Genomic DNA, 23,736 nt, shown 5'->3' with positions numbered 1-23,736 from the left:
TGCCATTGATACCGAGGGGACCATGTCCAATCACTCATCACTTGAAATGTTGATCGAGCTGGCTGAAGGCGATCGGGATGCCGCGGCCAAGCTTCTGGGCCAGCTGCGCTCGGCACACCAGCAAAGCCATACACAACTCGAGATGTTGAGCGATTATCGCAATGACTACCTGCGTCGCTTCGAAGAAGCGATGCAGCGTGGGCTGACCATGGCCTCCATTCAGAACTATCAGCGCTTTTTGTCATCGCTTGACCGTGCCATCGAGCACCAGCGCCAGCAGGTCGACCAGCATCAGGGACGCATCACGCGGGGCATGACGAACTGGCAGCAGCAGCAAAAGCGTGTGAACTCCTATGACGTATTGATCAATCGGCGTCGTCAGGAAGCAGAACACCGCATGAACAAGCTTGAACAGCGCCAGAGCGATGAATATGCCAGCCGGGCCACCTCCGCGCTGGGTGGGTTCTAATCACGTTTTTTCTGTCAGGAAACATGACACATGTTGACGCCAATCAATGCCCAGGTCACCTCTCCGGCCCCTACCAGCGCCAATAGCGGCAATGCCAGGGGCAGCGATGGTGACAACGGTTTCGGGTCACTTTTAAAAGATACGAAGGCGCGCCGCCAGAGCGATACCGAATCTGCCGGCACCACCGCAGAGACTCGCAGCGGGAAAACGTCCCAGGAGCACGCTCGCGGTGAGGACACGGGCGCCGACAAAAAAACCGTCACCCCGCACCACGGTGCCGGCGGTGGCATTACCGAAGGTAATCAACCAGCACAGGCGATTAATGCTCGTAGAACGCTGTCCAATGCGCTTGATCAGCTTCAGGGCAATCGCCTTGACGGTCGTGAACGCCCTGATGAAATGGCGCTACATCAAGGTACTGACCGTGCCCGTCCAGCGCAGGCCAACCTGAAAGGGGCCGATGATTCGCGTCAGATCAGGCTTGCAGCCCTGTCAGGCGATCGCACCTCTCTGGAAGCGCTCAATGCCGAACGTGCCGGAAGCGCTCTATCGAAAACGGACAAGTCTGTGGCCACCCGCGGTGACGGACGCTCCGACACGATCAATGACAAGGGCAAACGTCTGACAGAGCATGACCAGACTGACGATGCCAGCGCCCTTTATGCACTGATAGACACTGGTTTTGTGATGCCCTCTCCGGCGGGACAAAAAGGCGTTGCCGGTCGTGAGGGCGCACTGCCTGCTCGTGGTGCCATGCTCGAGCAGGGTCTGCGCGGTCGTGACAGTGCAGGTCTTGATACAACGCTTTCCAACCTCAAGGGCCGTGACCAGGACGTTAGAGGCGACCGCCTCTTTGGCGAAATCCTCTCACAGCGCGAGGGACTACTGTCACGAGCAGGGGGCACCAGCAATGACGCCACCTTTGGTACCCAGTTCGGCCAACAGTCCAGCGCCCCGACCGCCAGCGACAATCCGCTGAGCAGTCTGACGGCCCTGACCGGTCAGTCAGGCACCAACACAATGGCTGCCGGCACCGCCCAGGCCGTAACAACAGCCACACTGCCGGCCATGGACAGTGACCAGTGGAGCTCGGCCTTTGAGCGCCAGGTCATTAGCCTTAGCATGCGTGGCGGCGGTGAAGCGCGGCTGAACATGAACCCGCTCGAGCTGGGCCCTTTGTCCATTTCACTGAAAATGGGCGAGCAGAGTGCGCAGCTGCACATTGCCTCGCATCACGCTCAGGTGCGGGCCGCCATTGAAGCCGCCCTGCCTCAGCTTCGCGATGCCTTCAGCGCCAGCGGGATCGAGCTGGGTCAGACTTCAGTCAGTGACCAGGGTAGCTTCCAGCAAAGCGGTTTCCAGCAACAGCAGGAACGCACGCCCGGAGGACTGGCGACACGTGATGGCTCGAACACGATCACGGGTATTGATACCGATGCCGATGTGATTTCGATCAGCGCTCCCCCGGGGCGCTCACTCAACGGCGGTATCGACCTTTTCGCCTGACCGCCCTTGTAGCACCAGGGTAAAAGCTTCAACAGCCGCGCTGGTATCCGCCTGCGCGGCTTTTTCATGTCATCGCCGGATCGCCTCACGGGCTGTCCTGAATTTCAAAACGTCGAGATAACCGTATGAGACCGCGCTATTTGATCCATCGTTTAGCGCGCCAGTCCGTACCATGGCATCAACCCGAACACATGATGTTACGGATTAACGAACAAGTGTTCTCAACCCTCACTGGATTGATCTAACGCCATGACGACATCTACCGCAACGCCCCCGGCCAAAACCGGCAGTAAAAAACTTCTCTGGGTCATCGTCGCGCTGCTGGTCATTCTGGTCGGCCTGGCATGTGCGGCCGGTGCCTGGTATTTCCTCAAGGGAGACGCGTCGGCGACCACCGCACAGGAGACCGAGCAGGCAGCACCGGCTCCCGTTCCAGTGTTTGTTGAGCTCAAGCCGTTTACCGTAAACCTTAATGATGGCACCGGCCGTATTCTTTATGTCGGTATTACCCTCAAGGCAGAAGGCGAAGAGTCCGCCGCCACTTTGAGAGAGCAAATGCCCGAGGTGCGCAATCGTATCCTGATGGTGCTGACCAGCCAGCAGGGTGATCAACTGACGACACCGGCCGGCAAGCAGGCGCTGGCGAGTGCGTTGATCGGCGCCTTCGAGAAGCCGTTCAATGGCGAAACAAGCAGCGTCGCGGTCAGCGATGCCCTCTTCACCGATTTCATTGTTCAGTAGGTCCTCATGGCAGATGACATGCTGTCCCAGGAAGAGATCGACGCGCTGCTCAAAGGGGTAAGCGGCGAGGAAGAAGAGACGCGTTCCGGGGACATTGGCACCAAGCGTATACGCCCTTTCGATCCAGCCAACCAGCAGCGTGTGGTGCGCGGCCGACTACAGTCGCTCGATATCATTCATGAGCGTTTTGGCCGTCGCTTTCGCATGGCGCTGTTCAATTTGATCAGAAGGACGGCAGACATCACGGTAGGCCCGGTCAAGATTCAGAAGTACAGCGATTTCACGCGCAATCTACCGGTGCCTGCCAATATCAACATGATCGCGATCAAGCCGCTCAAGGGCAATGCACTGATCGTGTTTCCGCCCAACCTGGTGTTTCTGGTAGTAGACAGCCTGTTCGGCGGAGACGGGCGTTTTCTGACCAAGTCAGAAGGTCGGGAATTTACCCATACCGAGCAGCGCATTATTCGGCGTTTGTTAAACCTGACGCTTGAAAGCTACGCAGAGGGCTGGCAATCCATTTATCCAGTGGAGCTTGAATATCAGCGCTCGGAGATGCAGGTGAAATTCACCAACATCACCAATAGCGCCAATGAGCTGGTGGTCAATACGACCTTCCACGTTGAGGTGGGCGCGTTCGGCAGTGATTTTCATATCTGCATGCCCTACTCGATGATCGAGCCCATCCGAGAGACGCTTTCCGGGCCGCTGCAGCGCAACGATCCTGAAGAGGATCGAGAGAGAATGCAGCGCCTTGCCGGCGAGGTGAAATCTTCAAGTGTTGAGCTGGTCGCAGACTTCACAGCGATCGAGACCACTCTGAGCAAAATCTCGAAGCTGGCGGTGGGTGATGTACTTCCCATTGACCTGCCTCAGGACATCAACGTGCGCGTTGACGGTGTCCCGGTCATGGCCTGCGATTATGGCAGTCTCAATGGCCAGAAGGGTCTGCGCGTCAAAAGATTGATCGACCATCGTCCCATCGATGCCCACAGGAATACGCATCATGACTGATCCCAAAAATCCGGATTCACTTAACGACAAGCCTGATGAGATGCCCGATGACTGGGCCAGTGCCATGCAGGAACAGGGGGCATCCACCGACGAGGACGATATCGACTGGGGTGCGGCCTTTGCAGAAACCGGTGAAACACCGGAGCACTCTGTAGAGGAGTCTTCTGTCGGTGCGTCCGCCGAACCGGCCAGCGACCGTATTTTTCAGCCCCTGTCAGGTAGTGGTGCTCACGGTCAGTCGCGCGAGCTGGACGTCATCATGGAAATTCCGGTCACGCTGTCGGTCGAGCTGGGCCGCACACGCATGACCATTCGCGAGCTGCTTGATCTGGCCAAAGGATCGGTCGTGGAGCTGGATGGCCTGGCCGGTGAGCCCATGAATATCCTGATCAATGGCTACCTGATCGCTCAGGGAGAAGTGGTCGTGGTGGAGGATAAATACGGCATCCGTATTACTGATATCATTACGCCTTCAGAGCGCATCCATAAGCTTAATCGTTGAAGTCATGCCTCGCTCGTGCTAAGTCGTGTCCCTTGAATGAAACGAGATGAATCATCCCATGACCGACAGTCCCACGCGCGAGGCCACCACCTCGCCCTCTTCAAGCAACGACCTCTCACTTGCCAACGGTCCGTTTGATGCTGCCGCATTGAAAAGCGCTGGCCATATTGGCAGCGCACACATTGCCGTCACGCCCGCAACGTCATCACCCGCCTTCGCTCAGGACAATGATCTGGGCATGGCAGGCCTGGGCAAAACGGCGCTGGGTCTTGCACTGGTACTTTTGCTGATCTGGGGGCTCGCCACGCTCGTCAAACGCTTTAAACCGGGACATCGTCTACAGGGGCAATCCCTTCGCGTTGTGGCAAGCCAGAGCGTCGGTGCGCGTGAGCGCGTTGTTGTGGTAGAGGTCGATGACACATGGCTGGTCCTCGGGGTAACCCCCGGCAGCGTTAACCGCCTTCATGAGATGCCGGCCAAATCACAAGATCCCGTGGACGGTACCGGATCCGAAAATCCAGGCAGTACTTCACGACCCACCTTTTCCGAAAGCTTCAAGCGTGCGCTGTCTCAGCGCTTTGATAGGCGATCATGACCCATTCAGCCCTGTTCCGTTTGTCTCACCGGGCCCGCAATACATTGATGGCACTGCTGCCATTGCTGGTGATGCTGATATCGCTGCCATCGCATGCTTCGGCAGAATTACCGGCCATGACCAGCCAGCCGCTTGATGGCGGCGGGCAATCCTGGAGTCTCTCCGTCGAGACGCTGGTACTGTTGAGTTCCATGGCCTTTCTACCGGCCGCACTTTTGATGATGACCGGCTTTACCCGCATCATCATTGTGTTGGGGCTTTTGCGAAGTGCCCTGGGCACTCAGTCCTCCCCACCCAATCAGATCCTGGTCGGTCTGGCGTTGTTTCTGACCTTTTTCGTCATGTCGCCGGTCTTTGAACAGATCTATGAGACGGCCTGGCAGCCGCTGTCAGAGGGCAATATCGGCATGCCCCAGGCCATCGAAACCGGCAGCCAGCCACTGCGTGAATTCATGCTGCATCAAACGCGTGAAACCGATATCGCCATGTTTGCCGGCATTGCCAACATGCCACCGCTGGAAGGCCCGGAAGATGTGCCCATGCGCATATTGCTGCCCTCCTTTGTCACCAGCGAGTTGAAAACCGCCTTTCAGATCGGCTTCACGATTTTCATTCCCTTTTTGATTATCGACCTGGTCGTGGCAAGCGTTCTGATGGCGCTCGGGATGATGATGGTGCCACCGGCCATCGTGTCACTGCCTTTTAAACTGATGCTTTTTGTATTGGTTGATGGTTGGGGGCTTTTAATGGGCTCGCTGGCACAAAGCTTTTATATGTAGCCATCCCGAGGGATGGTTTTTCCAACGACTGTCGGGGCATGCCCCTGCGTCCTGAAGACTTCCAAGGGAGTGGCGCCATGACACCGGAAATGGTAATGAGCCTGGCCTATCGCGGCATGATGCTGACACTTTTGATTGCAGCGCCACTGCTGCTGGTGGCACTCACCGTGGGTTTGTTGGTGAGCCTTTTCCAGGCCGCTACGCAGATCAACGAAATGACACTGTCCTTCATTCCCAAGATTCTGGCGGTCTTCACGACGTTGATCATTGGCGGCTCATGGATGCTGGGAACGCTCTCCGACTTCACTCGAGAGCTTTTTAACAACATCCCGACCATGATCGGCTAGAGGGCGCTCGCTTGCTGGAGATCACTTCCGCCCAGCTCGATGCATGGCTGACGGCCTTTCTCTGGCCGTTCGTCAGGATTCTGGCGTTTATCGCCACCGCGCCCATCTTTGGCGAGACCGCGATCCCTCGAACGGCAAAGGTTGGGCTTGCCTTTGCCCTGACGGTGGTCGTGGCGCCCGTACTCCCTCCCATGCCCGATATTCCGCCAGCCTCCTGGGCGGGCATCATGATCATCATTCAGCAGTTCATCATCGGCGTAGCACTCGGACTGGTCATGCGACTGGTCTTTGCCGCCATTCAGGCGGCCGGTGATTATATCGCCCTGCAAATGGGGCTCTCCTTTGCATCGTTCTACTCTCCCGAAGCTCAGGGGACGACCACGGTACTCTCCCGCTTTCTCAACATGATCGCGATTCTCATGTTCATGGCCCTCAACGGCCATACCATCATGATCCGGCTTTTAATCGAGACCTTTACGCGTTTGCCGATCGGTCAGGTGGCGCTTGAGCCGGCAGGCTTCGATGCCATTGCGCGCTGGGGGAGCTTCATATTCTCGGCCGGATTTCTAATGTCCCTGCCGGTTTTGACAGCGCTTTTGATGATCAATATCTCGATGGGCATTCTCAACCGTGCCTCTCCCCAGTTCTCGATTTTCTCGGTAGGCTTTCCCATTACCCTGACGACGGGCGTCATTCTGTTGACCTTCATGACACCGGAACTGGGTGCAATCTTCCAGCGCATGTTTGAAAGTGCCCTTAATCAGATGGTCAGCGTCACAGAACTTCTGTCATCGTCCTGAGCGCCCGCCCTTCAAAAACCAATGTTCAGGCCGCCATACTCGATTCAGGGATAATGAAAAGCCCCCATGTCGTTGCCGACATGGGGGCTTGATCCTGCCTGGTGACAGAGATTAGCGAATCAGACTGAACAGCGACGTCTGCTGTGTCTGCATGAACATCTTCTGTGAAGCTTCCAGTCCAATCTGACCCAACGTGTAGCGAGAGATGGCTTCGGCGTAATCCAGATCCTGGAGGTCTGAAAGCGCTCCTTCGTTGCTGATCATGCGGCTGGTACCAATATTGCCGAGGATATCAAGCTCGTTGAGCTTGCTGCCAACGGTGGTCTGTACACTCCCGATATTATCCAGACCTGCATCAAGCTGACGATTGACCTTATCCAGGTCAGCCCTCAAGGCGTCCTGATTGTCTGGTGTTTTGGGCGTTCTGAGTGCCGTAATGGCGGTCTGGAAAGCAGTAAACAGATCGCTTTCGGCATCCCCGGCAGCTGTTGAAGGAACCTTGAACACATTGGTGCCCGTGGCATTGACATCCATCAGGCGCGACGCATCCACCTTCATGTTCAAGGGTTCGCTGTCGCCTGCGTAGTTCATGACAAAATCGCCGTTGGCATCGGTGCCGGGCGTAAATGGCTGTACGTCTCCCTTCGAACCGGAAAACATGTACTGCCCATTGCTGTCCTTGCCGTTGGCCAAGCCCGTCAGCTGGTTATAGAGACCTTCCAGCTGGGTTGCGACAGAAGCCCTGTCGCTGTCGCTCAGCGCACCATTGCCCGCCTGAACGACCAGCCCCTTACCCGTGTACAGCAACTTGTTCACACTATCCAGCGTGTTGTCCTGCGCTTCCAGCGCAGAAGTGGCGCTGGTACGGCTGTTTTTGTACTGCTCCTGAATGGCCTGATCCTGCTTGACGATCAATGCCTGCGACGACGCACGTGGATCATCAGAGGGAGATACCACACGCTTGCCGCTGGCCACCTGCTCACCTACTTTCGACAGATCGCTCTGCCGACTTTGCATGGCATTCTGGCTACGCTCGAACATCATTGAGGTACTGATACGCATTTGCTTTATGCCCCTTAACGCATGATGCCGATCAGTGAGTCAAACATCTCCGAGGAAGCCCGGATCATCTGAGCACTGGCACTGTAAAGCTGCTGATATTTGAGCATGTTGGCCGCTTCTTCATCGATATTGACACCTGATACCGACTGCTGAGCGCTTTTCAGCTCCTGAGAAATCTGGGTCTGAGCAGCATTGCTGCTTTTGAGTGTGGCCGTCTTGTTGCCGACATCACTGACCAGAGAAGCGTAAGCTGTATTGAGGCTTGTACTGCCGTTGATCAGGTTTTCGCTTTGAATATTGGCCATCGCCAGCGCGTTGCTGTTACCTCGCACGCCCTCACTCTGACTCCCTCTGGCCGCAATGCCCTCCGGCGTGATTTCGCTATTAACGCTCAGTTGTCCGGCCGCGTTATTTAGCGGCTTGATGACAAAACTGTCGCCATTGGCCAGACCAGCCGGAAGAGTAATTTCAAGGCCGACGTCTGCTGCATTGACGGCCTGGCCACTATCCAGACGCGTCAGCGAGTAGCCGCTGCTTTCATTGCTGTTTGCGGTCAACTTGTAATTGCTTGCAGCCACTTTGGAAATATCGTCGGTAAACGACACCCCAGGTAGACCATTGCCGCTATTGGCACTGCTGGCTACCACGGCAGGCGTGCTGGTAGTAAAGAGTGCCTTGCCAGCATCGCCATCCAGGTCAAAACCGCCAGTCTGCAGATCATTGATACTCGTCGCCAGCGTATGGGCAATCTGATCGAGTCGCAGCTGTGTCGGTTCAAGCGACTGGGTTCTAAACTGCGTAAGCCCACCCAGCGTGCCGCCGGTCAACTTGCTCTCATCGAGCTCAAAAAGATTGCTATCGGTTGCTCTGAGCGCCACGGTACGCCGTGTCGGGTCATCCTCGGCATCGACCATTTCAAGCGTCTGTACCTGCTTACCGGACACCAGCGACTGGCCGCTCGATAGCGATACTGTATATTGGCCATCCTGATTAACGACCGAAATACCAGTCAGCTCGCTGAGCTTCGCCACTGCCAGATCCCGCTGATCGAGCATGTCATTGGGCGGGGTTCCAGTCTTGGCCTGTGTCTGGGTAATCTGGACGTTAAGCGTGGCAATCTGTTTGGAGTAGCTGTTGATCTCGTCAACCACGCCCCCCATTTGCGCCACGGTGTTGTTCGACATGTTCTTGAGATAGCTGTCGGTCGCGCGAAACTGTGCGGTCATGCTTTCGGCATTACCCAGCATGGCCTGACGCGCTGAAGTATCAGCCGGATTGTTGGCCAGGGTCTGCATGCCGGCAAAGAAGGACTGCATCTGCTTGTTGAGTCCGGCATCCCCATCTGCCAACAGATTATCAATCTGGGAAATCTGGGCCAGATGTGACTGGCTGGCCCCAAGCTCACTATTGGCATCATTGAGCTGCGTGCTGAGGTACTGTTCGTACTGGCGCTGTACACCGGTCACGCTGACACCACTGCCGGCGAAAAGGCCACCGGCATTGGTGCCCTTAGCTTCGGAAAGCCCGGCGATCTGGCGGTTATAGCCCTGAGTATTAACGTTGGCAATGTTATTGCTTGTGGTATTCAGGCCAATCTGAGCAGCTCTCAGCCCGCTCAGCGCTGTTCCCATCAGTGAACCGGACATGGTGTTTCCTCGCACGCGCCCTTAAGGGTGTTATCTGTCATGTACTATCGGCCGATCATCAGAAAATTTTAGAAAGTTATGCCCTGTTTACAGGGCATCGATAAATCAAAAAATTCTGCTGGCTTCATTTTCAACGGCATAGGCCATGGCTGCCCGTCGCTGTGTTACTGCCGAAACATCGCTGTCCTGACGTCCCTGCGTTCGCGTGGCATACAGCGACTGAAGCGAGGCAGGCTCGTCATCCGGTATCTGTGACATGATCGACACCAGTTTTTCGCCATAGCGGGGATCGGTCGCATAACCACATTTTTGCAGCGCATGCGCCGCGGCTTCGGGCGTACTCGCCTCCAGTACCGGCTGGTAACGCGGATTGTCGGTTAAAAGGCGCGCATAGTCGGAGAACGCGGCTTCGTAGGAGTCGTAAACGCGAAAGGCTGCCCGCTCCTTGTGCGCCGTGCCCGCCTCAAACTCCGTAGTCATGACACTTGCACGATCGCCCTTCCAGCCACCGGTTGCCTTGATGTTGAAAAGATTGTGACTGGCCTTGCCATCGCCTGTTTGAATTTCCTTGGCCCCCACCCTGTTTCAAGCGCAGCCTGAGCCAGTATCAGCTGGTGCGGGATCCCGGTACGCTCGCTGACGGCCCGCGCTGCAGCCCCCATTTTCGAAACAAACGACGACACATGTGGTGCGACATCTGCCATCATTGTCTGATGCTCGTGGCGGCTTTTCAGGCCACGCTCCAATGAGGCATAGCCTTCAATCAGCGGACCGCGCTTTTGTTCGGCAGGCTTGACCACCTGGCTGCTCGCTTCAAGCGCCGCGTTACGCTTCAATTGCTCGTCGCTCAACGGCATGGCCATCGCTGAAGGAATATTACGTGACTGCGCCTTCAGCTTGCCCAGCGAATCGTTGGGTGACGGATCCGCACCTAGAGCGCTGTCCTTCGACAGCTGCTTGACCATCATGTCGGATAGCCCGATCCCCTGCTCGGAGAGGTTCTGCGCCCACTGCTTATCCAGCATCTGGGTGTAGGTATCCATGCTGTCGCTTTTGAGCAGATCACTTTTGGGCATGGCATCGCGCATGCTTTTCATCATCTTTTGCAGAAACAGCGCTTCAAACTGCTGCGTGGTTTCCTTGAGGCTTTCCTGCGGATTGTCACGCGCGCTGTACTTGAGCTTCGATAAGCCCTGCACGTCGAGCGCAAAACTCCCACGACTGTCGATTGCCATTAGATGATCTCCAGATCCGCGTTAAGCGCACCCGCCGATTTAAGCGCTTGAAGAATCGCCATCAGGTCGTTGGGGGTCGCGCCCAGACGGTTCAGGGCATCCACTACCTGACTCAGATCTGCTTCGCCGCTAACCATATTCAGCGCCCCGGACTCTTCCTGCACATTGATGTCAGCATTGGGTACCACAGCAGTTTGCCCGCCTGACAAGGCATTCGGTTGGCTGATAATGGGGTTGGAATCGATCGTAATCGAGAGATTGCCATGGGCGATGGCGGCACGACTGAGCGTGACCCGGGTATTCATCGCCACCGAACCGGTACGGGCGTTCATGATGACTTTCGGCGTCACCACACCCGGATCAACATCAATGTTTTGTACCCGGGCCAGAAAGGACACCTTTGAAGCGCTGTCCAGCGGCGCTGCCAATGAGATGACCCGTGAATTCTGTGCCACGGCAACGCCCTGACCCATGGCATTATTGATGGCGTTCATGGTGCGCAGGGCCGTATTGAAGTCAGCGTCCTTGAGCTCCAGATTGATGCGCCCCTGCTCGGCCAGCTGGGCCGGCACGGTACGTTCAATAATGGCACCAGCCGGAATGCGACCCGATGAGGTCTGGTTGACCTGGACGCTGCTGCCGGCGGCCTGAGCGCTGATGCCCGGGATGACCATATTGCCCTGTGCCAGCGCATAGATCTGTCCATCTGCGCCCTTGAGTGGCGTCATCAGCAGCGTACCGCCACGAAGGCTACGCGCGTTGCCGACCGAGGAAACAGTGATGTCCAGCTTCTGCCCCGGGCTTGAAAAGGGAGGCAACTCGGCCGTGACCATGACGGCTGCAACGTTTTTGAGCTGCATGTTGGTACCAGCCGGGATCGTCACACCCAGCTCGGAAAGCATGTTGGTGACTGACTGACCGGTAAAGGGAGCCTGCATGGTCTGATCACCAGTATTATCCAGACCTACCACCAGGCCATAGCCGACCAGCGGGTTGGAGCGCACGCCTTCAAAGGTGGCAATGTCGCCCAGCCGGGCTGCCTGCGCCTGACAGGCCAGCCCCATCAGGGCACAACCACTCAACAGCAGTGCCGCACAACGCAGGGAAACGGATTTCAACATGGCCATCATTGTGAAGTTCCTCGATTAAAACGGTGAAATATTGAGGAAGAAGCGCTGCAGCCAGCCCATTGTCTGCGCCTCGTTGATATAACCGTCGCCGTAATATTCAAGACGCGCATCGGCGACCTGGGTTGACGGCACGGTATTGAGGCCGGTGATCGTGCGTGGATTGACCGTACCGGAAAAACGGATGTACTCGGTGCCCTGATTAATACCGATGCGCTTTTCGCCGGCGACCTGGAAGTTGCCGTTGGGCAACACATTCATGACGGTTGTCGTGATGGTGCCGGTAAAGGTGTTGGACGCATTCGCGCCGCCCTGCCCCTGAAAGGTATTGGTGCCGGTCAGGCTGGTGGTCTGACCATCCAGCAACCCGCCGATGACGCGAGGCGCAGCATCAAGACCCAGTGTTGTCGCACCATTACGACTGGCATTGGCGGCCGAGCTCTTGGTGGCACTGACATTTTCGTTCAGCACGATGGTCAGGATGTCCCCCACCCCACGCGGCCGACGATCCTCAAACAGGGGCCGGGTGTAGTTGCTCTGATAGATCGAGCCGTTGGCAATCGGCATCGGCGGAAGCTGAGGCGGCGCCGTTGTCGGCCCTTCCACCACGTTTTGTCGCGGAATCTGGGCGCATGCCACCATCATCATGGCCATGCACGCCACCAGAAACAGCTTCCATAAACGCATGTATCGCATCATTGATCCCCGATTGCCCGTACGCGAGTGCATCCACATTCCCTGTTAGAGCTGAGTCAGACGGCCCAGCATCTGGTCAACGGTCGACACGGCCTTGGAGTTGATTTCGTAGGCGCGTTGCGTCTCGATCATGCTGACCATCTCCTCCACCACGTTAACGTTGGAGGTTTCCACAAAGCCCTGATAGATCGTGCCGGCACCATTGTTACCGGGAATGCTGTCGTTACGCGGTCCCGAAGCATCGGTTTCGAGGTACAGGTTGTCACCAATGCTCTCCAGACCGGTCGGGTTGATGAAGGTGGTCAGCTGAAGCTGGCCGACCTGCTGGCTGGCGGCACTGCCCGGTACCGTGACCGAAACAAGGCCGTCATTGGCGATTGATACTGACAGCGCGTTGGCCGGGATCACGATGCCCGGGTCGACCGGGAAACCATTGGCCGTGACCAGCTGACCGTCCTGATTGACCTGAAAAGCGCCATCGCGGGTAAAGGCGTTGGTGCCATCAGGCATCTGAATGGCGAAGAAGCCGTCGCCACGAATCGCGACATCCTTGGTATTACCGGTCTGTTCCAGGTTGCCCTGGGTGTGCAGGCGCTCGGTCGCAACAGCGCGAACACCGGTACCGATCTGGAGACCGGAAGGCAGATTGGTCTGCACCGATGACATCGAACCGGGCTGACGCAGGTTCTGATACAGCAGATCCTCGAACACAGCACGCGAGCGCTTGAAGCCATTGGTCGAGACGTTGGCAAGGTTGTTGGAAATGACGTCCATATTGGTCTGCTGGGCATCAAGACCGGTCTTTGCAATCCACAGGGCATTAATCATCGTTGTCTCCACTCATCGGGCAGCGCCCGGTGACATCTGGTATCTGGTCAGGGCGCTGTCATGCCCCGGGGAATCAATTCATCGAAAGCAGCGAGTTGGCGCGCTGATCGTTCTCATCGGCAGTCGTCAGAACCTTCATGTTCATCTCAAAGCGCCGGGACGTATCGATCATGGCGACCATGGCCTCGGTCGGATTGACGTTGCTGCCTTCGAGTGTGCCGCTGATGACCTGAATATTTTCATCACGCGGCAACGCTGCCATGGGTCCGCCCTGGGCATTCCACGGGCCAAACAGGCCGTCATCGCGGCGGGCCATGCGTCCATCAGGATTACTGGCCAGCATCAGGCGGCCGACTTCCGCCTGCGCCTGGGTCCCCGCTTCACGAGCAGAAATGGTGCCGTCTCCGGCAATCGAAACTTCGGCATTGAGCGGCAGGATAATGGGGCCATCTTCTCCCATGACCGGACGTCCCTGTGACATGAGCATGCCGGTAGGATCGACCTGCAACCCCCCATTGCGGGTATAGGCGGTGTCCCCGTTATTGGCCTGCACCGCCAGCCAGCCATCCCCATTGATGGCCACATCCAGCGCCCGCCCCGTGGTCGAAAAGGAGCCCGGCGTAAAGTCGGAGCCTGGGGTTGAATCCGTGGTGACGGCACGTGTGGCGTAGCCCTGACCGTTTACCGGTACCGCGCGAGCGGCACTGAGTTCGGCACGAAAGCCACTGGTCGAGACGTTGGCCATATTGTTGGCAACGGCAGACTGCCGCTCCAGACTCTGCCTGGCGCCCGACATGGCGGTATAGATGATTCTGTCCATGACCCGCTCCGAAAAGCTTGAGGGAGATCTCGGCTGACATTATCAGGTGTAACTGAATGCCCGCCCTTTGTGACGCCTAGTAAACACGCAAAGGTGCTCTCTTAAAGGCACAAGAAAGGCACGAGAAAGGGCGTATTTCGTGAGCTGTCATGATGGCCATAAAAAAGACCGGCCACTGGGGCCGGTCCTTTCAACGCATTGAGGGTGATTAACGCAGGTTGACCATGGTCTGCAGGATCTGATCCTGGGTCTTGATGGTCTGCGCGTTAGCCTGATAGTTGCGCTGTGCCACGATCATGGTGACAAGCTCCGAGGCCAGATCCACGTTGGAGTTTTCAAGGGTTCCGGAAAGCAAGGACCCCAGCTGACCGGTGCCGGCACTGCCCAGCAGCTCCTGACCGGAGTTGGTGGTGGCCAACCAGGCGTTATTACCGTCGGGCTTGAGACCCTGCTCGTTGGTGAAGCTGGCGAGTGCAACACGGCCCAGTGCGCGACTTTGATTGTTGGAGTACTTGCCCAGTACGTCGCCATTATCGGCAATAGAGATGCCGGTCAGACTGCCCGCGGCATAACCGTTCTGGCTAGCCGCATTGACCACAAAGCTGCCACTGTTCTGAGTCACACTGGTCAAATCAATATTGGCGTTGATCGGAGCTGCACCGTTGCCCGGGTTGATGGCCAGATTCAGCGTATCCCCACCGGTAATCTTGCCGTTTTCATTAAACGTGAGGTTGGAAGTACCTACCTCGTTGCCCTTGTTCAGAGCATGCACGGTCCAGGAGTTGTTATCGGTCGCGGATTTGACAAAGTACATGTTGACCTGCTGAGCATTACCCTGCGAGTCATAGGTTGTCAGCGAGGTCTGCCAGTTGTAGCTTTTCGGGTTGGTCGCATCAAAGGCGAGCGCATTACCGTTGGCATCTACTCTGGCGGTGTCGGTTGAATCAAGGTTAAAGGTCATATTGCCAGTGGTGGTAGCGCTGGCATCCAGGTCACCCTGGGCCACCTGAAGTGCCACTGGCTGTGCACCGGCCAGCACGACAGGGTTGGCAGAGGCCGGGTCATCGACCGGGTAGCCCATCAGCTTGCCACCGGTGTTATTCACCAGAAAGCCGTTGGCATCCATCTGGAACTGACCGTTGCGTGAATAGGTGACCTGCTGACCGTCAGTCAGACGGAAAAAGCCGCCGCCCTGAATGGCCAAGTCGAGATCACGATCGGTCGTTTCCATCGCACCCTGAGAGAAGCTCTGAGTGATGGCAGACACCTGCACACCAAGACCCGCTTTTGCACCGGCATAAAGATCGGCAAATTCGGTACGGCTTTTCTTGAAGCCGACAGTCTGAGAGTTGGCAATGTTGTGGCCGATGGTATCCAGCTGGCTGGATGCTGCGTTAAGGCCACTGACGCCCTGTGTAAAAGCCATGGTTCATCCTCTGATTGAAAGTCGTCTCACCGGCCTTTGCCGGATGGATCATCAGGACGCGCAACACCGCGCCCGGTGTGCGTTACAGAATCTGTTTGACGTCGTTGAAGGCAACGCTGTCCATATTGGGCCCCAGATCCAGCTTCGTGGTGTTATTGCTAGTCATGACGCCACTGACATATCCATACTGCAGCGCGCGCGAGGCGACAGCTCGACCACTGCCATCAGTTGCCGCAATAGTGACCTGATAGGTACCGTCTTCAACGCGAGCCTTGCTTTCATCAGTACCATCCCAGCTGAAGGACTGTACGCCAGCCTTGATTGCCCCCAGATCGTACTGATTGATGGTGCGACCCGAGCCATCGGTAATGGTGGCAGTGACCCTGGCCGCATCGTCATCAAGCTCTATACCAAAGGGCAGCACGGTGTCCTTGCCGACCTGAATCCTGTTGCCTTCCACCAGTACGCCACGGCCGACCATCGCGCTGGCCTGCAATTTCTGGGAGGCATCGATCTGACCGGTAATGCTTGAGAGCGTGTCGTTGAGCTTATCAATCCCGCTGACTGTATTGATCTGCGCAATCTGCGAGGTGAACTCGGAGTTTTGCATCGGGTTGAGCGGGTCCTGGTTGTTGAGCTGTGCCACCAGCAGGCTCATGAACTCTTCGCCCAGTTCACTGGCGCTGGTCGCGCCCATGCCGCTGGTGCCACCCGTGGTACTGGTGCCGTTCACACGACTCACCAGAGAGCTGTCAAATGCCATGATTTACTCCTTGATGATCCGGTTTACTGACCCAGTGTCAGCGTCTTGAGCATCAGTGACTTGTTGGTGTTAAGGACTTCGACGTTGGCCTGATAGGAGCGTGCCGCAGAAATCATGTTGACCATTTCAGACGTGGTATCCACGTTTGGCATATTGACGTACCCCTGATCGTCAGCGGCCGGATTCTTCGGATCAAAAAGACGTCGGAATTCGCTCTGGTCTTCGCTGATGCCCGCGACGCGAACGCCACCAATCTGCTGCCCGGGCTCGGCCGCCATTTCAAAGGTCAGCTGTTTGGCACGGTAGGGCTGGCCATCGGGACCAGCCACGCTGTCAGCGTTGGCCAGGTTGCTGGCCGTCACGTTCATTCGCTGTGATTGCGCCGACAGTGCCGACCCGGAAATGTTGAAAACGTTGAAAAGACTCATTGACGATTCTCCTGTCGGTTATCAGGACTCGCGCTGCATGGCGTTTTTCAGGCCCTGCAATCGACTGGTCAGAAACTGTACGTCGGCCTGGTAGTGCACGGCATTGTCTGCAAAATTGACGCGCTCCATATCCATGTCGACCGTATTGCCATCCAGACTTGGTTGAGTCGGATTGCGATACATCATGTCGATACCGCCGACGCTGCCATTGGCCTGCGCCGGGATATGACGACTGGACGTCATGCTCAGTGACAGCCCGCTCTGCCCTTCTGCCCGCCCTTGATTGACAGCCCGGTCCAGTTCGGCCCTGAAGTCAAAATCGCGCGCCTTGTATCCGGGCGTATCCGCATTGGCGATATTGGCGGACAGCACTTCCTGACGTTCGGCACGCAGGTTAAGAGACTGCTGCATAAAGTTGAGTGAGGCATTGAGCCGGTCGATCATGGGGAATCACTCCGTTGCGCCACGAATCATTAAGACAACAAAGGTTACTTTCACTTACCTTTTGGAATGAGCGCAGCATAGAGAGCGCGCAACCTTCACCATTGAATGAAAAGGCCGCTTTTTAGGGGTTATTTCGCGCACTGTTTTTTTGGCGGCTTATTTACAATGCACAGCATCCGGGTAACCGTTTGATTACAACAGGCCATGTCATGCCGCTGTCCTCCTTGCGCTCATATCGCCAACGTTACTGCCATGGTGCCGCAGCATTGCTGATGGCAATGGGGATGGTCTGTACTCCCGCTCAGGCGAACGAACAGCTTATTTATGATGTCGTAGAAGGTTTTTTGCTGGAACAGACCGCCGGTGAAAGCGGCGAAGTTTCCATTGAAATCACGCCATCGCCGGCTGCTGCCATGGCCTGTCAGGCCCCTTCAGCCTTTCTGCCGGGTCGCGGTGGCAAGGTTTCAGGCCGTACCTCAGTAGGTATACGCTGCCCGGGCGATGCCCCGGAGACGCGCTACTTTCAGGCCTACGTGCATATCAATGGGCAATATCCGGTGGTCAATCGCAACATCATGCCAGGCGATGTGATTGAAGAAGGTGACCTTGACTGGCAGGAAGGCGATCTGACCCGGCTTTCCAGCCGTTTGATTACCGATGCCTCGCAGCTGGTGGGCCAGGTGTCACAGCGGCGCATTGCGGCCGGCCAACCGATTCAGGCAGGCATGGTCAAGGCGCCTGTTCTGATTCAGCGTGGCGCCGAAGTAGCCCTGCTGGTTAGGGGCAACGGTTTCATGATCAGCAGTAGTGGCCAGGCATTGAACGACGCAGGCCTTGGTGAAAATGTTCGAGTCAGAATGCCCTCTGGCAGCATTATCAATGGTGAGGCAAAACGCGAAGGCATAGTGGAAGTCCACTAGCCTACAAGGCAGACGCATTACATTATGATATCCATTCGACACCTTTCGTTACCATGACGGGTTAAAGAACCTGCCTTTAATGTCGATAATGGAGTCAACAGCGCTTGCCTGCGCACCTTTATCAGCTCACCCGAGAGAGCATGAAGATGAAAATTGACAGTAACAACGGTTCCATCAACCGAATTGCCAGCCCGGCACCGGCATCTCGTGTTAACACACCCGAGGCCGCAAAGACCGAGCAGAGCGCCGCGACACGCTGGGTACCCTCCAGCGCTCACGATGGCTCGCACGACATTGATACGGTACGTGTCAACGAACTGCGTCAGGCCATTCGCGATGGCAGCTTTGAGGTTGATACCGGAAAAATTGCCGACGGTCTGATCGCAAGCGCGCAGGAGCTGCTTTCGAACAAGGGCTAAGGCACCTCCCCTGCTTGAATGCCTTTGGAGAATACGTGGATGAACGATTACGCCAATATCCTGAATCAGATCGATGAGGCCCTGGGGCGCTTCATCGATCTACTCGACCGCGAAGCCGAGATTCTGGATCACCATCCGGTTGATATTGAAGCCCTGCTGCAGACTTGTGAGCACAAGGGCACTTCAATGGTTCGGCTGGATCAGCTTGAGCGTGCTCGAAGTGCGCTGCTCGAAAGCCGAGGCCTTGGCGCGGATCGAGCCACCAGTGATCGAGCAGCCATCAAGCTTGAGCTCAACGAGACATGGCAGCGTATCATCGAGCGCACAGAAGCCGCTGCGCAGCGTAATCGCCTTAACGGATTCGTCATCGGCAGAAGACTCGACTTTCACAGTCGGGCGCTCAATTTCCTTCAGACCGCTGCCGGCATGACCATGTACGGCCCGACCGGTCGCCAGCATAATATCGGCCGTTCCAGCACTCATCTTGTGGGCTGAGCAAGACATCAAAACTGCCGACTAAAAAGGCCGCGCCATGAAAATGGCGCGGCCTTTTGCTTTCAGTGTCGTGATCTATCCTGGAACCTCTCTATTCTTCCAGTAATCCTCGAAGCTGATGCTATTAATCCTGCAGGCGGTAGTTAACGAATACCTGCGCGACCCCGCCCCGGACAGGACGCTTGAGCATGCCCTTTCCAGGCAGCACGAAGTGTAGTGACAACGGCGTACTGCTCGGCAACCCGGCGAAAGCCGCTGTGCTCCCCTGCGCCATATTCAATGCCACACACTCTGAAGGCACGCACAGCCAGGCCTCGGGTAATATCCCCTTTGCGGTCAGCTCATAACGCCAGGAGAGCTCGGTCAAATGGCTGCCTGCCGGCGCGCTGTCCGCCGACGACAATGCCACTCGATATTCCCAGCCTTTCTGTGCCATATCAGGAATATGGACCTGAACAGGAATTGCGCCGCCGGTCGCGGCCTGAAGGCAGCCGATAGGCCCCATTAACCCGGCAGCCACGACCAGCCACGAAGCAAACCGGGGCTTGATCATGACTGCGATCCGATGATGGCCGTCACCCGAATCTGACGCTCTTCCGGGATTTCTGCCTGAGATAGCACGACCAGACGTGGCAGACGGCGGCGCAAAAACCGCGACAGCAGCGAGCGTACGCCATGCTGGACAACCAGTACGGCCGGCAGACCACGCTCTTCCTGACGCTGTACGGCCGTTTCGGCCTGTTGAATCAGGGTATCGGCAAGGCCTGGCTCAAGTGCCCCGCCATTGTTGAGCGCCTGCATCAGCATTTTCTCCAGATCCACATCTAGACTGATGACTTCAGCAGGCTCCTGTCCCGGGAAATACTGCTGGGTAATGGCACGTCCCAGTGCCAGCCGCACGGCGGCGGTCAGCTCCATGGCATCCGTGGTATGGCCGCCATGATCCGCCAGCGTATCAATGATGGTGCGCATGTCACGGATCGAGACATCCTCGGACAAAAGCTGCTGCAGGATTCGGGTCAGCGTCGTCAGCGAAATCAGCTTGGGCACGACCTCCTCAACCAGATTGGGGGACTCTTTTGACAACCGATCCAGCAGTTTCTGGGTTTCACTGCGTCCCATCATTTCGCTGGCGTGCTCACCCAGCAGATGATTGAGATGGGTCGCCACTACCGTGCTGGCATCTACCACGGTAAAGCCTTGCATCTGAGCCTGATCACGCTGATTGGCATCGATCCATGTCGCCGGCAACCCGAACGCCGGGTCCTTTGTCACGCGGCCCTCGAGATTGCCCATTGCCTGACCGGGGTCAATGGCCAGGTATTGGCCGGGCCAGGCCTCGCCTTCGCCGATCAATACGCCGTTGAGCGCGATGCGATACTGCTGAGGCTGAAGTGACAGGTTGTCGCGAATATGCACCACCGGCGGCAGAAATCCGACCTCCTGGGCGAACTTCTTGCGCAGGCTCTTGATGCGTTTCAAAAGCTCGCCATCCTGATTCTGATCCACCAGTGGAATCAGGCGATGCCCGACTTCAAGCCCCAGCGGATCCACCAGCTGTACATCATCCCAGCTCGCCTCGTGGCTGTCCGTGGTGGCAGCAGGCACCGGCTGAGTCTCTTCAACGCTCGCCGCCTCCTGCTTTTTCTTGTTCAGATACCAGCCCAGGCCACCCAACATGGCCGTAAACAGCAAAAATACGATATTGGGCATGCCGGGGATAATCCCCAGCAGGCCAATAACGCCTGCCGCCAGATAGAGCACGCGAGGATTGTTGAACAGCTGTCCCAACAACTGCTGCCCCACATCCTGTTCGGTATTTACACGAGAAACGGTCACACCGGCCGCAGTGGAAATGATCAGAGCCGGGATCTGGCCGACAAGACCATCACCGATGGTCAAAAGCGTATAGGTATGGGCGGCGTCCCCAACGGACATTCCATGCTGGGCAACCCCTACCACCAGCCCGCCGACAATATTGATCACCATGATCAGAATACCGGCCACGGCATCACCACGCACAAACTTGCTGGCACCATCCATGGAGCCGAAAAACTCGGCTTCCTGAGCGATCTCCTTACGCCGCTCACGCGCGAATTTTTCATCGATCAGACCGGCATTGAGATCAGCATCGATGGCCATCTGTTTGCCGGGCATGGCATCCAGAGTAAAGCGCGCGCCGACTTCAGCAATACGTCCGGCGCCCTTGGTGATGACCATGAAGTTGATGACAACCAGAATTACGAACACCACCAGGCCGACGGCGAAATTGCCACCGACCAGAAACTCGGCAAATGCCTCGATGACCTTGCCCGCTGCATCGCCGCCATTGTGTCCTTCCAGCAGAACGACACGCGTCGAGGCGACGTTCAGAGACAACCGCAGCAGTGTCGAAAACAGCAGTACCGCCGGAAAGGCGGCAAACTCGAGCGGTTTGGTGGTGAACATGCTCACCAACAGCACCATGATCGACAACGCAATGTTGAAAGTGAACAGCATGTCGAGCAGAAATGGTGGCAGCGGAAGCACCATCATCGACAGGATCATCAGAATCAGAACAGGGCCGGCCAGAAACTTCAGCTGGCTGCTCTGATTCAGACCGCCACGGGAAAACAGTGCACTCAATGCATTCATGTCAGCGATGACCTGTCATGGTGGATAGGTTGTCCGGCGCCCAGAAGGGGCCATTCAGAGCCCGGGTATTAGTCTTCATTGTCATCGTCATCCGAGGGTGACGGGGTATAGGCCATCTCTTCAGGGACCTCGATATGGCCGGGCCGTTTTGGCGTTTTACCCCCTTCGCTGCGATGGCGGCGTAGCTGATAAACCCAGGCCAGTACTTCAGCGACCGCGGTATACAGTGCTGCGGGGATTTCACGGCCCAGCTCACCATGGCGATACAGCGAGCGTGCCAGTGCTGGGGCTTCCAGAAAGGGAATACGGTTTTCCTCCCCCAACTCACGAATTTTGGCGGCCACGGCATCTGCCCCTTTTGCCAGCACACGGGGGGCCCCCATCTCGTCATCCTTGTAAGCCAGTGCCACGGCAAAGTGCGTCGGGTTGGTAATAATGACGTCGGCCTTTGGGACTTCACTCATCATGCGGCGCCGGGCGATCGCCTGCTGCTGCTGTCGAATACGTCCCTTGACGTGAGGATCACCTTCCGACTCCTTGTGCTCCTGACGAATGTCCTCCCGGCTCATGCGCAGCTTTTTGGTATGACTCCACAGCTGATAGGGAACATCGATGATGATGACAAAGATGAAGGCCAGCAAAATCAGGGCACAGCAAAAGACCACCAGCAGCAACATGTGGCGCATGGCAGATTGGATGCTTTCTTCGGCAAGCCCGAGCAGCTCGCCCTGATGGCTATAAATAAAGTAGGCCGCCACCAGGGCAATCAGCAGCGACTTGGCAATGGTCTTGGCAAGTTCCGCCAGCGCCTGGCTGGAAAAAATGCGTTTTAAACCGGCGCCCGGATTGAGCTTTTTGATATCAACCTTGATGGATTTGGTCGAAAACAACCATCCACCCAGCGCCATGGGCGCCATCAACGCCACTAAACCCATGATGCCCAGAATGGGGGCAATGGCCAGCAGGGCTCGCCCACCCAATGCCGACACATTGATCATCATTCGAGTGGGATCACGTGCCACGTCGGCATCAAAGGTCAACCCATCACTCATGACTCCGGACAGCGTCTCGCCCATCCAGCTCATGCAAAGGGCCAGGCCGGCAGCCCCGACGGCCAGCATCAAAAAGGTGGTCAACTCGCGTGAACGGGCTACCTGCCCTTCTTCACGGGCCTTTTCAAGTCGCCGCGCCGTGGGTTCTTCGGTTTTTTCTTCGTCGCTGTCGCCGGACATCTCGACCCCATGAAATCATGTAGAGCATTGTGCTCACTGGCCGACATTGTGCGAGGAGGGAGTGGAAAACAATCGCTCGAATAGCCCACCCGAGGGAGAGCTATTCGAAACATAAGCAGGAACCGGGATTAAAATCCCAGACTGTCGAGCAGGTCGTCGACCTGTGACTGATCGGTCACGATATCGGTACGCCCTTCTGTCTTGATCTGCGGCCCATTGAGCAGCCCTTCCGAGGCAGGCTTGCTGCTTCCTTCCCTGGCACGCTCGCGCATGGCTTCAGACGGCATATTGTCAATCAGCACCTGCAAAAGCTCACGTTCGATCTCGCGGATGACCTCCATCATTTTCTTGATAACCTGACCGGTCAGATCCTGAAAATCCTGAGCCATCATGACTTCCATCAACTGACTCTGGGTGGCCCGGGTCTGTACCGGCACCCATTCAAGATAAGCACGAGTGTCCCCGACCAGATCACGTGCTTCAGCCTGCTCAAGCGGCTTGTCGAACCACTGATCCCAGCGCCCTGCCAGCTCGGCCGACTGTTTTTCGATGCTGTCCTGAATGGGCTGAGCAATTTCGATCGCATTAAGCGAGCGCTCGGCAGCCTGCTCGGTCATCGAGGCGATATAACTCAGGCGATCGCGGGAATCGGGGATGGCCTGGGCGGCCTTCTCGACTTCCTTGTCCAGGCCGAGCTCTCGCATGTTGTCACGCAGCGCTCGGGTCAGATGACCAATCCTGGCGATAAGGTCCGGCGGGATCGTATCATCGACGTTCTGCGGTTTGGCATTGGCTGTCATGTCATTCA

28 protein-coding genes are annotated in these 23,736 nt (G+C 56.8%); 12 read left to right on the top strand and 16 right to left on the bottom strand.

Going from position 1 to position 23,736, the window contains the following annotated elements:
- Positions 1-22 precede the first annotated feature (22 nt).
- The 9 genes from fliJ (at position 23) to fliR (ending at position 6,753) form a co-directional block, all read left to right on the top strand.
- The gene (fliJ, locus tag B9H00_RS16395; protein WP_086901561.1) at positions 23-469 is read left to right on the top strand and encodes a flagellar export protein FliJ; all 447 of its coding nucleotides are present in this window, start codon (positions 23-25) and stop codon (positions 467-469) included.
- 30 nt (positions 470-499) lie between these two features.
- A complete protein-coding gene (locus B9H00_RS16390) occupies positions 500-1,975 on the top strand; it encodes a flagellar hook-length control protein FliK (protein WP_086901560.1) in 1,476 nt (491 codons plus the stop codon).
- A 249-nt stretch (positions 1,976-2,224) separates the two neighbouring features.
- Positions 2,225-2,716 (top strand): flagellar basal body-associated protein FliL, encoded by a 492-nt coding sequence (gene fliL / locus B9H00_RS16385; protein WP_086901559.1) that lies wholly within the window; start codon positions 2,225-2,227, stop codon positions 2,714-2,716.
- A gap of 6 nt (positions 2,717-2,722) precedes the next feature.
- The gene (gene fliM / locus B9H00_RS16380) at positions 2,723-3,730 is read left to right on the top strand and encodes a flagellar motor switch protein FliM (RefSeq protein ID WP_086901558.1); all 1,008 of its coding nucleotides are present in this window, start codon (positions 2,723-2,725) and stop codon (positions 3,728-3,730) included.
- Entirely contained in the window at positions 3,723-4,232 is a 510-nt protein-coding gene (fliN, locus tag B9H00_RS16375; protein WP_086901557.1) for a flagellar motor switch protein FliN, read from the top strand. Before fliM ends, fliN begins: the two co-directional genes overlap by 8 nt.
- Before the next feature lie 58 nt (positions 4,233-4,290).
- Positions 4,291-4,827 carry a flagellar biosynthetic protein FliO gene (fliO, locus tag B9H00_RS16370; protein ID WP_236944309.1) on the top strand — a complete coding sequence of 179 codons (537 nt, stop codon included), beginning with the start codon at positions 4,291-4,293 and terminating at the stop codon, positions 4,825-4,827.
- A gap of 47 nt (positions 4,828-4,874) precedes the next feature.
- Entirely contained in the window at positions 4,875-5,606 is a 732-nt protein-coding gene (fliP, locus tag B9H00_RS16365; RefSeq protein ID WP_086901556.1) for a flagellar type III secretion system pore protein FliP, read from the top strand.
- Between the two features lie 77 nt (positions 5,607-5,683).
- Positions 5,684-5,953, top strand: coding sequence for a flagellar biosynthesis protein FliQ (gene fliQ / locus B9H00_RS16360; protein ID WP_086901555.1), 270 nt, complete (start codon positions 5,684-5,686; stop codon positions 5,951-5,953).
- An 11-nt stretch (positions 5,954-5,964) separates the two neighbouring features.
- A complete protein-coding gene (gene fliR, locus B9H00_RS16355; RefSeq protein ID WP_086901554.1) occupies positions 5,965-6,753 on the top strand; it encodes a flagellar biosynthetic protein FliR in 789 nt (262 codons plus the stop codon).
- 111 nt (positions 6,754-6,864) lie between these two features.
- Here the strand turns inward: fliR and flgL are convergent, their stop codons facing one another.
- The 12 genes from flgL to flgB form a co-directional block, all read right to left on the bottom strand.
- Positions 6,865-7,815 carry a flagellar hook-associated protein FlgL gene (gene flgL, locus B9H00_RS16350; protein ID WP_086901553.1) on the bottom strand — a complete coding sequence of 317 codons (951 nt, stop codon included), beginning with the start codon at positions 7,813-7,815 and terminating at the stop codon, positions 6,865-6,867.
- 14 nt (positions 7,816-7,829) lie between these two features.
- The gene (gene flgK / locus B9H00_RS16345) at positions 7,830-9,461 is read right to left on the bottom strand and encodes a flagellar hook-associated protein FlgK (RefSeq protein WP_086901552.1); all 1,632 of its coding nucleotides are present in this window, start codon (positions 9,459-9,461) and stop codon (positions 7,830-7,832) included.
- 105 nt (positions 9,462-9,566) lie between these two features.
- Positions 9,567-10,040 (bottom strand): glucosaminidase domain-containing protein, encoded by a 474-nt coding sequence (locus B9H00_RS16990; protein WP_218919319.1) that lies wholly within the window; start codon positions 10,038-10,040, stop codon positions 9,567-9,569.
- Positions 9,938-10,696 (bottom strand): rod-binding protein, encoded by a 759-nt coding sequence (locus B9H00_RS16340; protein WP_218919318.1) that lies wholly within the window; start codon positions 10,694-10,696, stop codon positions 9,938-9,940. Before B9H00_RS16340 ends, B9H00_RS16990 begins: the two co-directional genes overlap by 103 nt.
- Positions 10,696-11,826, bottom strand: a complete 1,131-nt coding sequence (locus tag B9H00_RS16335; RefSeq protein ID WP_086901551.1) for a flagellar basal body P-ring protein FlgI — start codon at positions 11,824-11,826, stop codon at positions 10,696-10,698. Before B9H00_RS16335 ends, B9H00_RS16340 begins: the two co-directional genes overlap by 1 nt.
- A 15-nt stretch (positions 11,827-11,841) precedes the next feature.
- Positions 11,842-12,510: a flagellar basal body L-ring protein FlgH gene (locus B9H00_RS16330; RefSeq protein WP_425323815.1), complete on the bottom strand. Its 669-nt coding sequence runs from the start codon at positions 12,508-12,510 to the stop codon at positions 11,842-11,844.
- A 54-nt stretch (positions 12,511-12,564) separates the two neighbouring features.
- Positions 12,565-13,347 (bottom strand): flagellar basal-body rod protein FlgG, encoded by a 783-nt coding sequence (flgG, locus tag B9H00_RS16325; RefSeq protein WP_086622951.1) that lies wholly within the window; start codon positions 13,345-13,347, stop codon positions 12,565-12,567.
- A 73-nt stretch (positions 13,348-13,420) separates the two neighbouring features.
- A complete protein-coding gene (locus tag B9H00_RS16320) occupies positions 13,421-14,167 on the bottom strand; it encodes a flagellar basal body rod protein FlgF (RefSeq protein ID WP_086901550.1) in 747 nt (248 codons plus the stop codon).
- Between the two features lie 208 nt (positions 14,168-14,375).
- Positions 14,376-15,593, bottom strand: a complete 1,218-nt coding sequence (flgE, locus tag B9H00_RS16315) for a flagellar hook protein FlgE (RefSeq protein WP_086901549.1) — start codon at positions 15,591-15,593, stop codon at positions 14,376-14,378.
- Between the two features lie 82 nt (positions 15,594-15,675).
- Positions 15,676-16,356: a flagellar hook assembly protein FlgD gene (locus tag B9H00_RS16310; RefSeq protein ID WP_086901548.1), complete on the bottom strand. Its 681-nt coding sequence runs from the start codon at positions 16,354-16,356 to the stop codon at positions 15,676-15,678.
- A gap of 23 nt (positions 16,357-16,379) precedes the next feature.
- Positions 16,380-16,784 (bottom strand): flagellar basal body rod protein FlgC, encoded by a 405-nt coding sequence (flgC, locus tag B9H00_RS16305; protein WP_086901547.1) that lies wholly within the window; start codon positions 16,782-16,784, stop codon positions 16,380-16,382.
- Positions 16,785-16,805: 21 nt separating this feature from the next.
- Positions 16,806-17,228 (bottom strand): flagellar basal body rod protein FlgB, encoded by a 423-nt coding sequence (gene flgB, locus B9H00_RS16300; protein ID WP_086901546.1) that lies wholly within the window; start codon positions 17,226-17,228, stop codon positions 16,806-16,808.
- Between the two features lie 209 nt (positions 17,229-17,437).
- Here flgB and flgA point away from each other — a divergent pair, with 209 nt between their 5' ends.
- From flgA to B9H00_RS16285, 3 genes are all read left to right on the top strand, one after another.
- Positions 17,438-18,148, top strand: coding sequence for a flagellar basal body P-ring formation chaperone FlgA (gene flgA / locus B9H00_RS16295; RefSeq protein ID WP_086901545.1), 711 nt, complete (start codon positions 17,438-17,440; stop codon positions 18,146-18,148).
- A 146-nt stretch (positions 18,149-18,294) separates the two neighbouring features.
- Entirely contained in the window at positions 18,295-18,567 is a 273-nt protein-coding gene (gene flgM, locus B9H00_RS16290; protein WP_086901544.1) for a flagellar biosynthesis anti-sigma factor FlgM, read from the top strand.
- A gap of 39 nt (positions 18,568-18,606) precedes the next feature.
- Positions 18,607-19,062: a flagella synthesis protein FlgN gene (locus B9H00_RS16285; protein ID WP_157663240.1), complete on the top strand. Its 456-nt coding sequence runs from the start codon at positions 18,607-18,609 to the stop codon at positions 19,060-19,062.
- A 124-nt stretch (positions 19,063-19,186) separates the two neighbouring features.
- On the opposite strand, the gene B9H00_RS16280 is transcribed toward B9H00_RS16285, so the two are convergent.
- The 4 genes from B9H00_RS16280 to cheZ form a co-directional block, all read right to left on the bottom strand.
- Positions 19,187-19,615, bottom strand: a complete 429-nt coding sequence (locus B9H00_RS16280; protein WP_086901542.1) for a flagellar protein FlhE — start codon at positions 19,613-19,615, stop codon at positions 19,187-19,189.
- Positions 19,612-21,696, bottom strand: a complete 2,085-nt coding sequence (flhA, locus tag B9H00_RS16275; protein ID WP_086901541.1) for a flagellar biosynthesis protein FlhA — start codon at positions 21,694-21,696, stop codon at positions 19,612-19,614. Before flhA ends, B9H00_RS16280 begins: the two co-directional genes overlap by 4 nt.
- A 68-nt stretch (positions 21,697-21,764) precedes the next feature.
- Positions 21,765-22,928, bottom strand: coding sequence for a flagellar biosynthesis protein FlhB (gene flhB, locus B9H00_RS16270; protein WP_086901540.1), 1,164 nt, complete (start codon positions 22,926-22,928; stop codon positions 21,765-21,767).
- A 128-nt stretch (positions 22,929-23,056) separates the two neighbouring features.
- A complete protein-coding gene (gene cheZ, locus B9H00_RS16265) occupies positions 23,057-23,728 on the bottom strand; it encodes a protein phosphatase CheZ (RefSeq protein WP_086901539.1) in 672 nt (223 codons plus the stop codon).
- Between the last annotated feature and the right edge of the window lie 8 nt (positions 23,729-23,736).

Source organism: Kushneria marisflavi (assembly GCF_002157205.1).
GTDB classification, from domain to species: domain Bacteria; phylum Pseudomonadota; class Gammaproteobacteria; order Pseudomonadales; family Halomonadaceae; genus Kushneria; species Kushneria marisflavi.
Note: the sequence above shows the minus strand (reverse complement) of the source record. Positions and strands in the feature narration are given on the sequence as shown.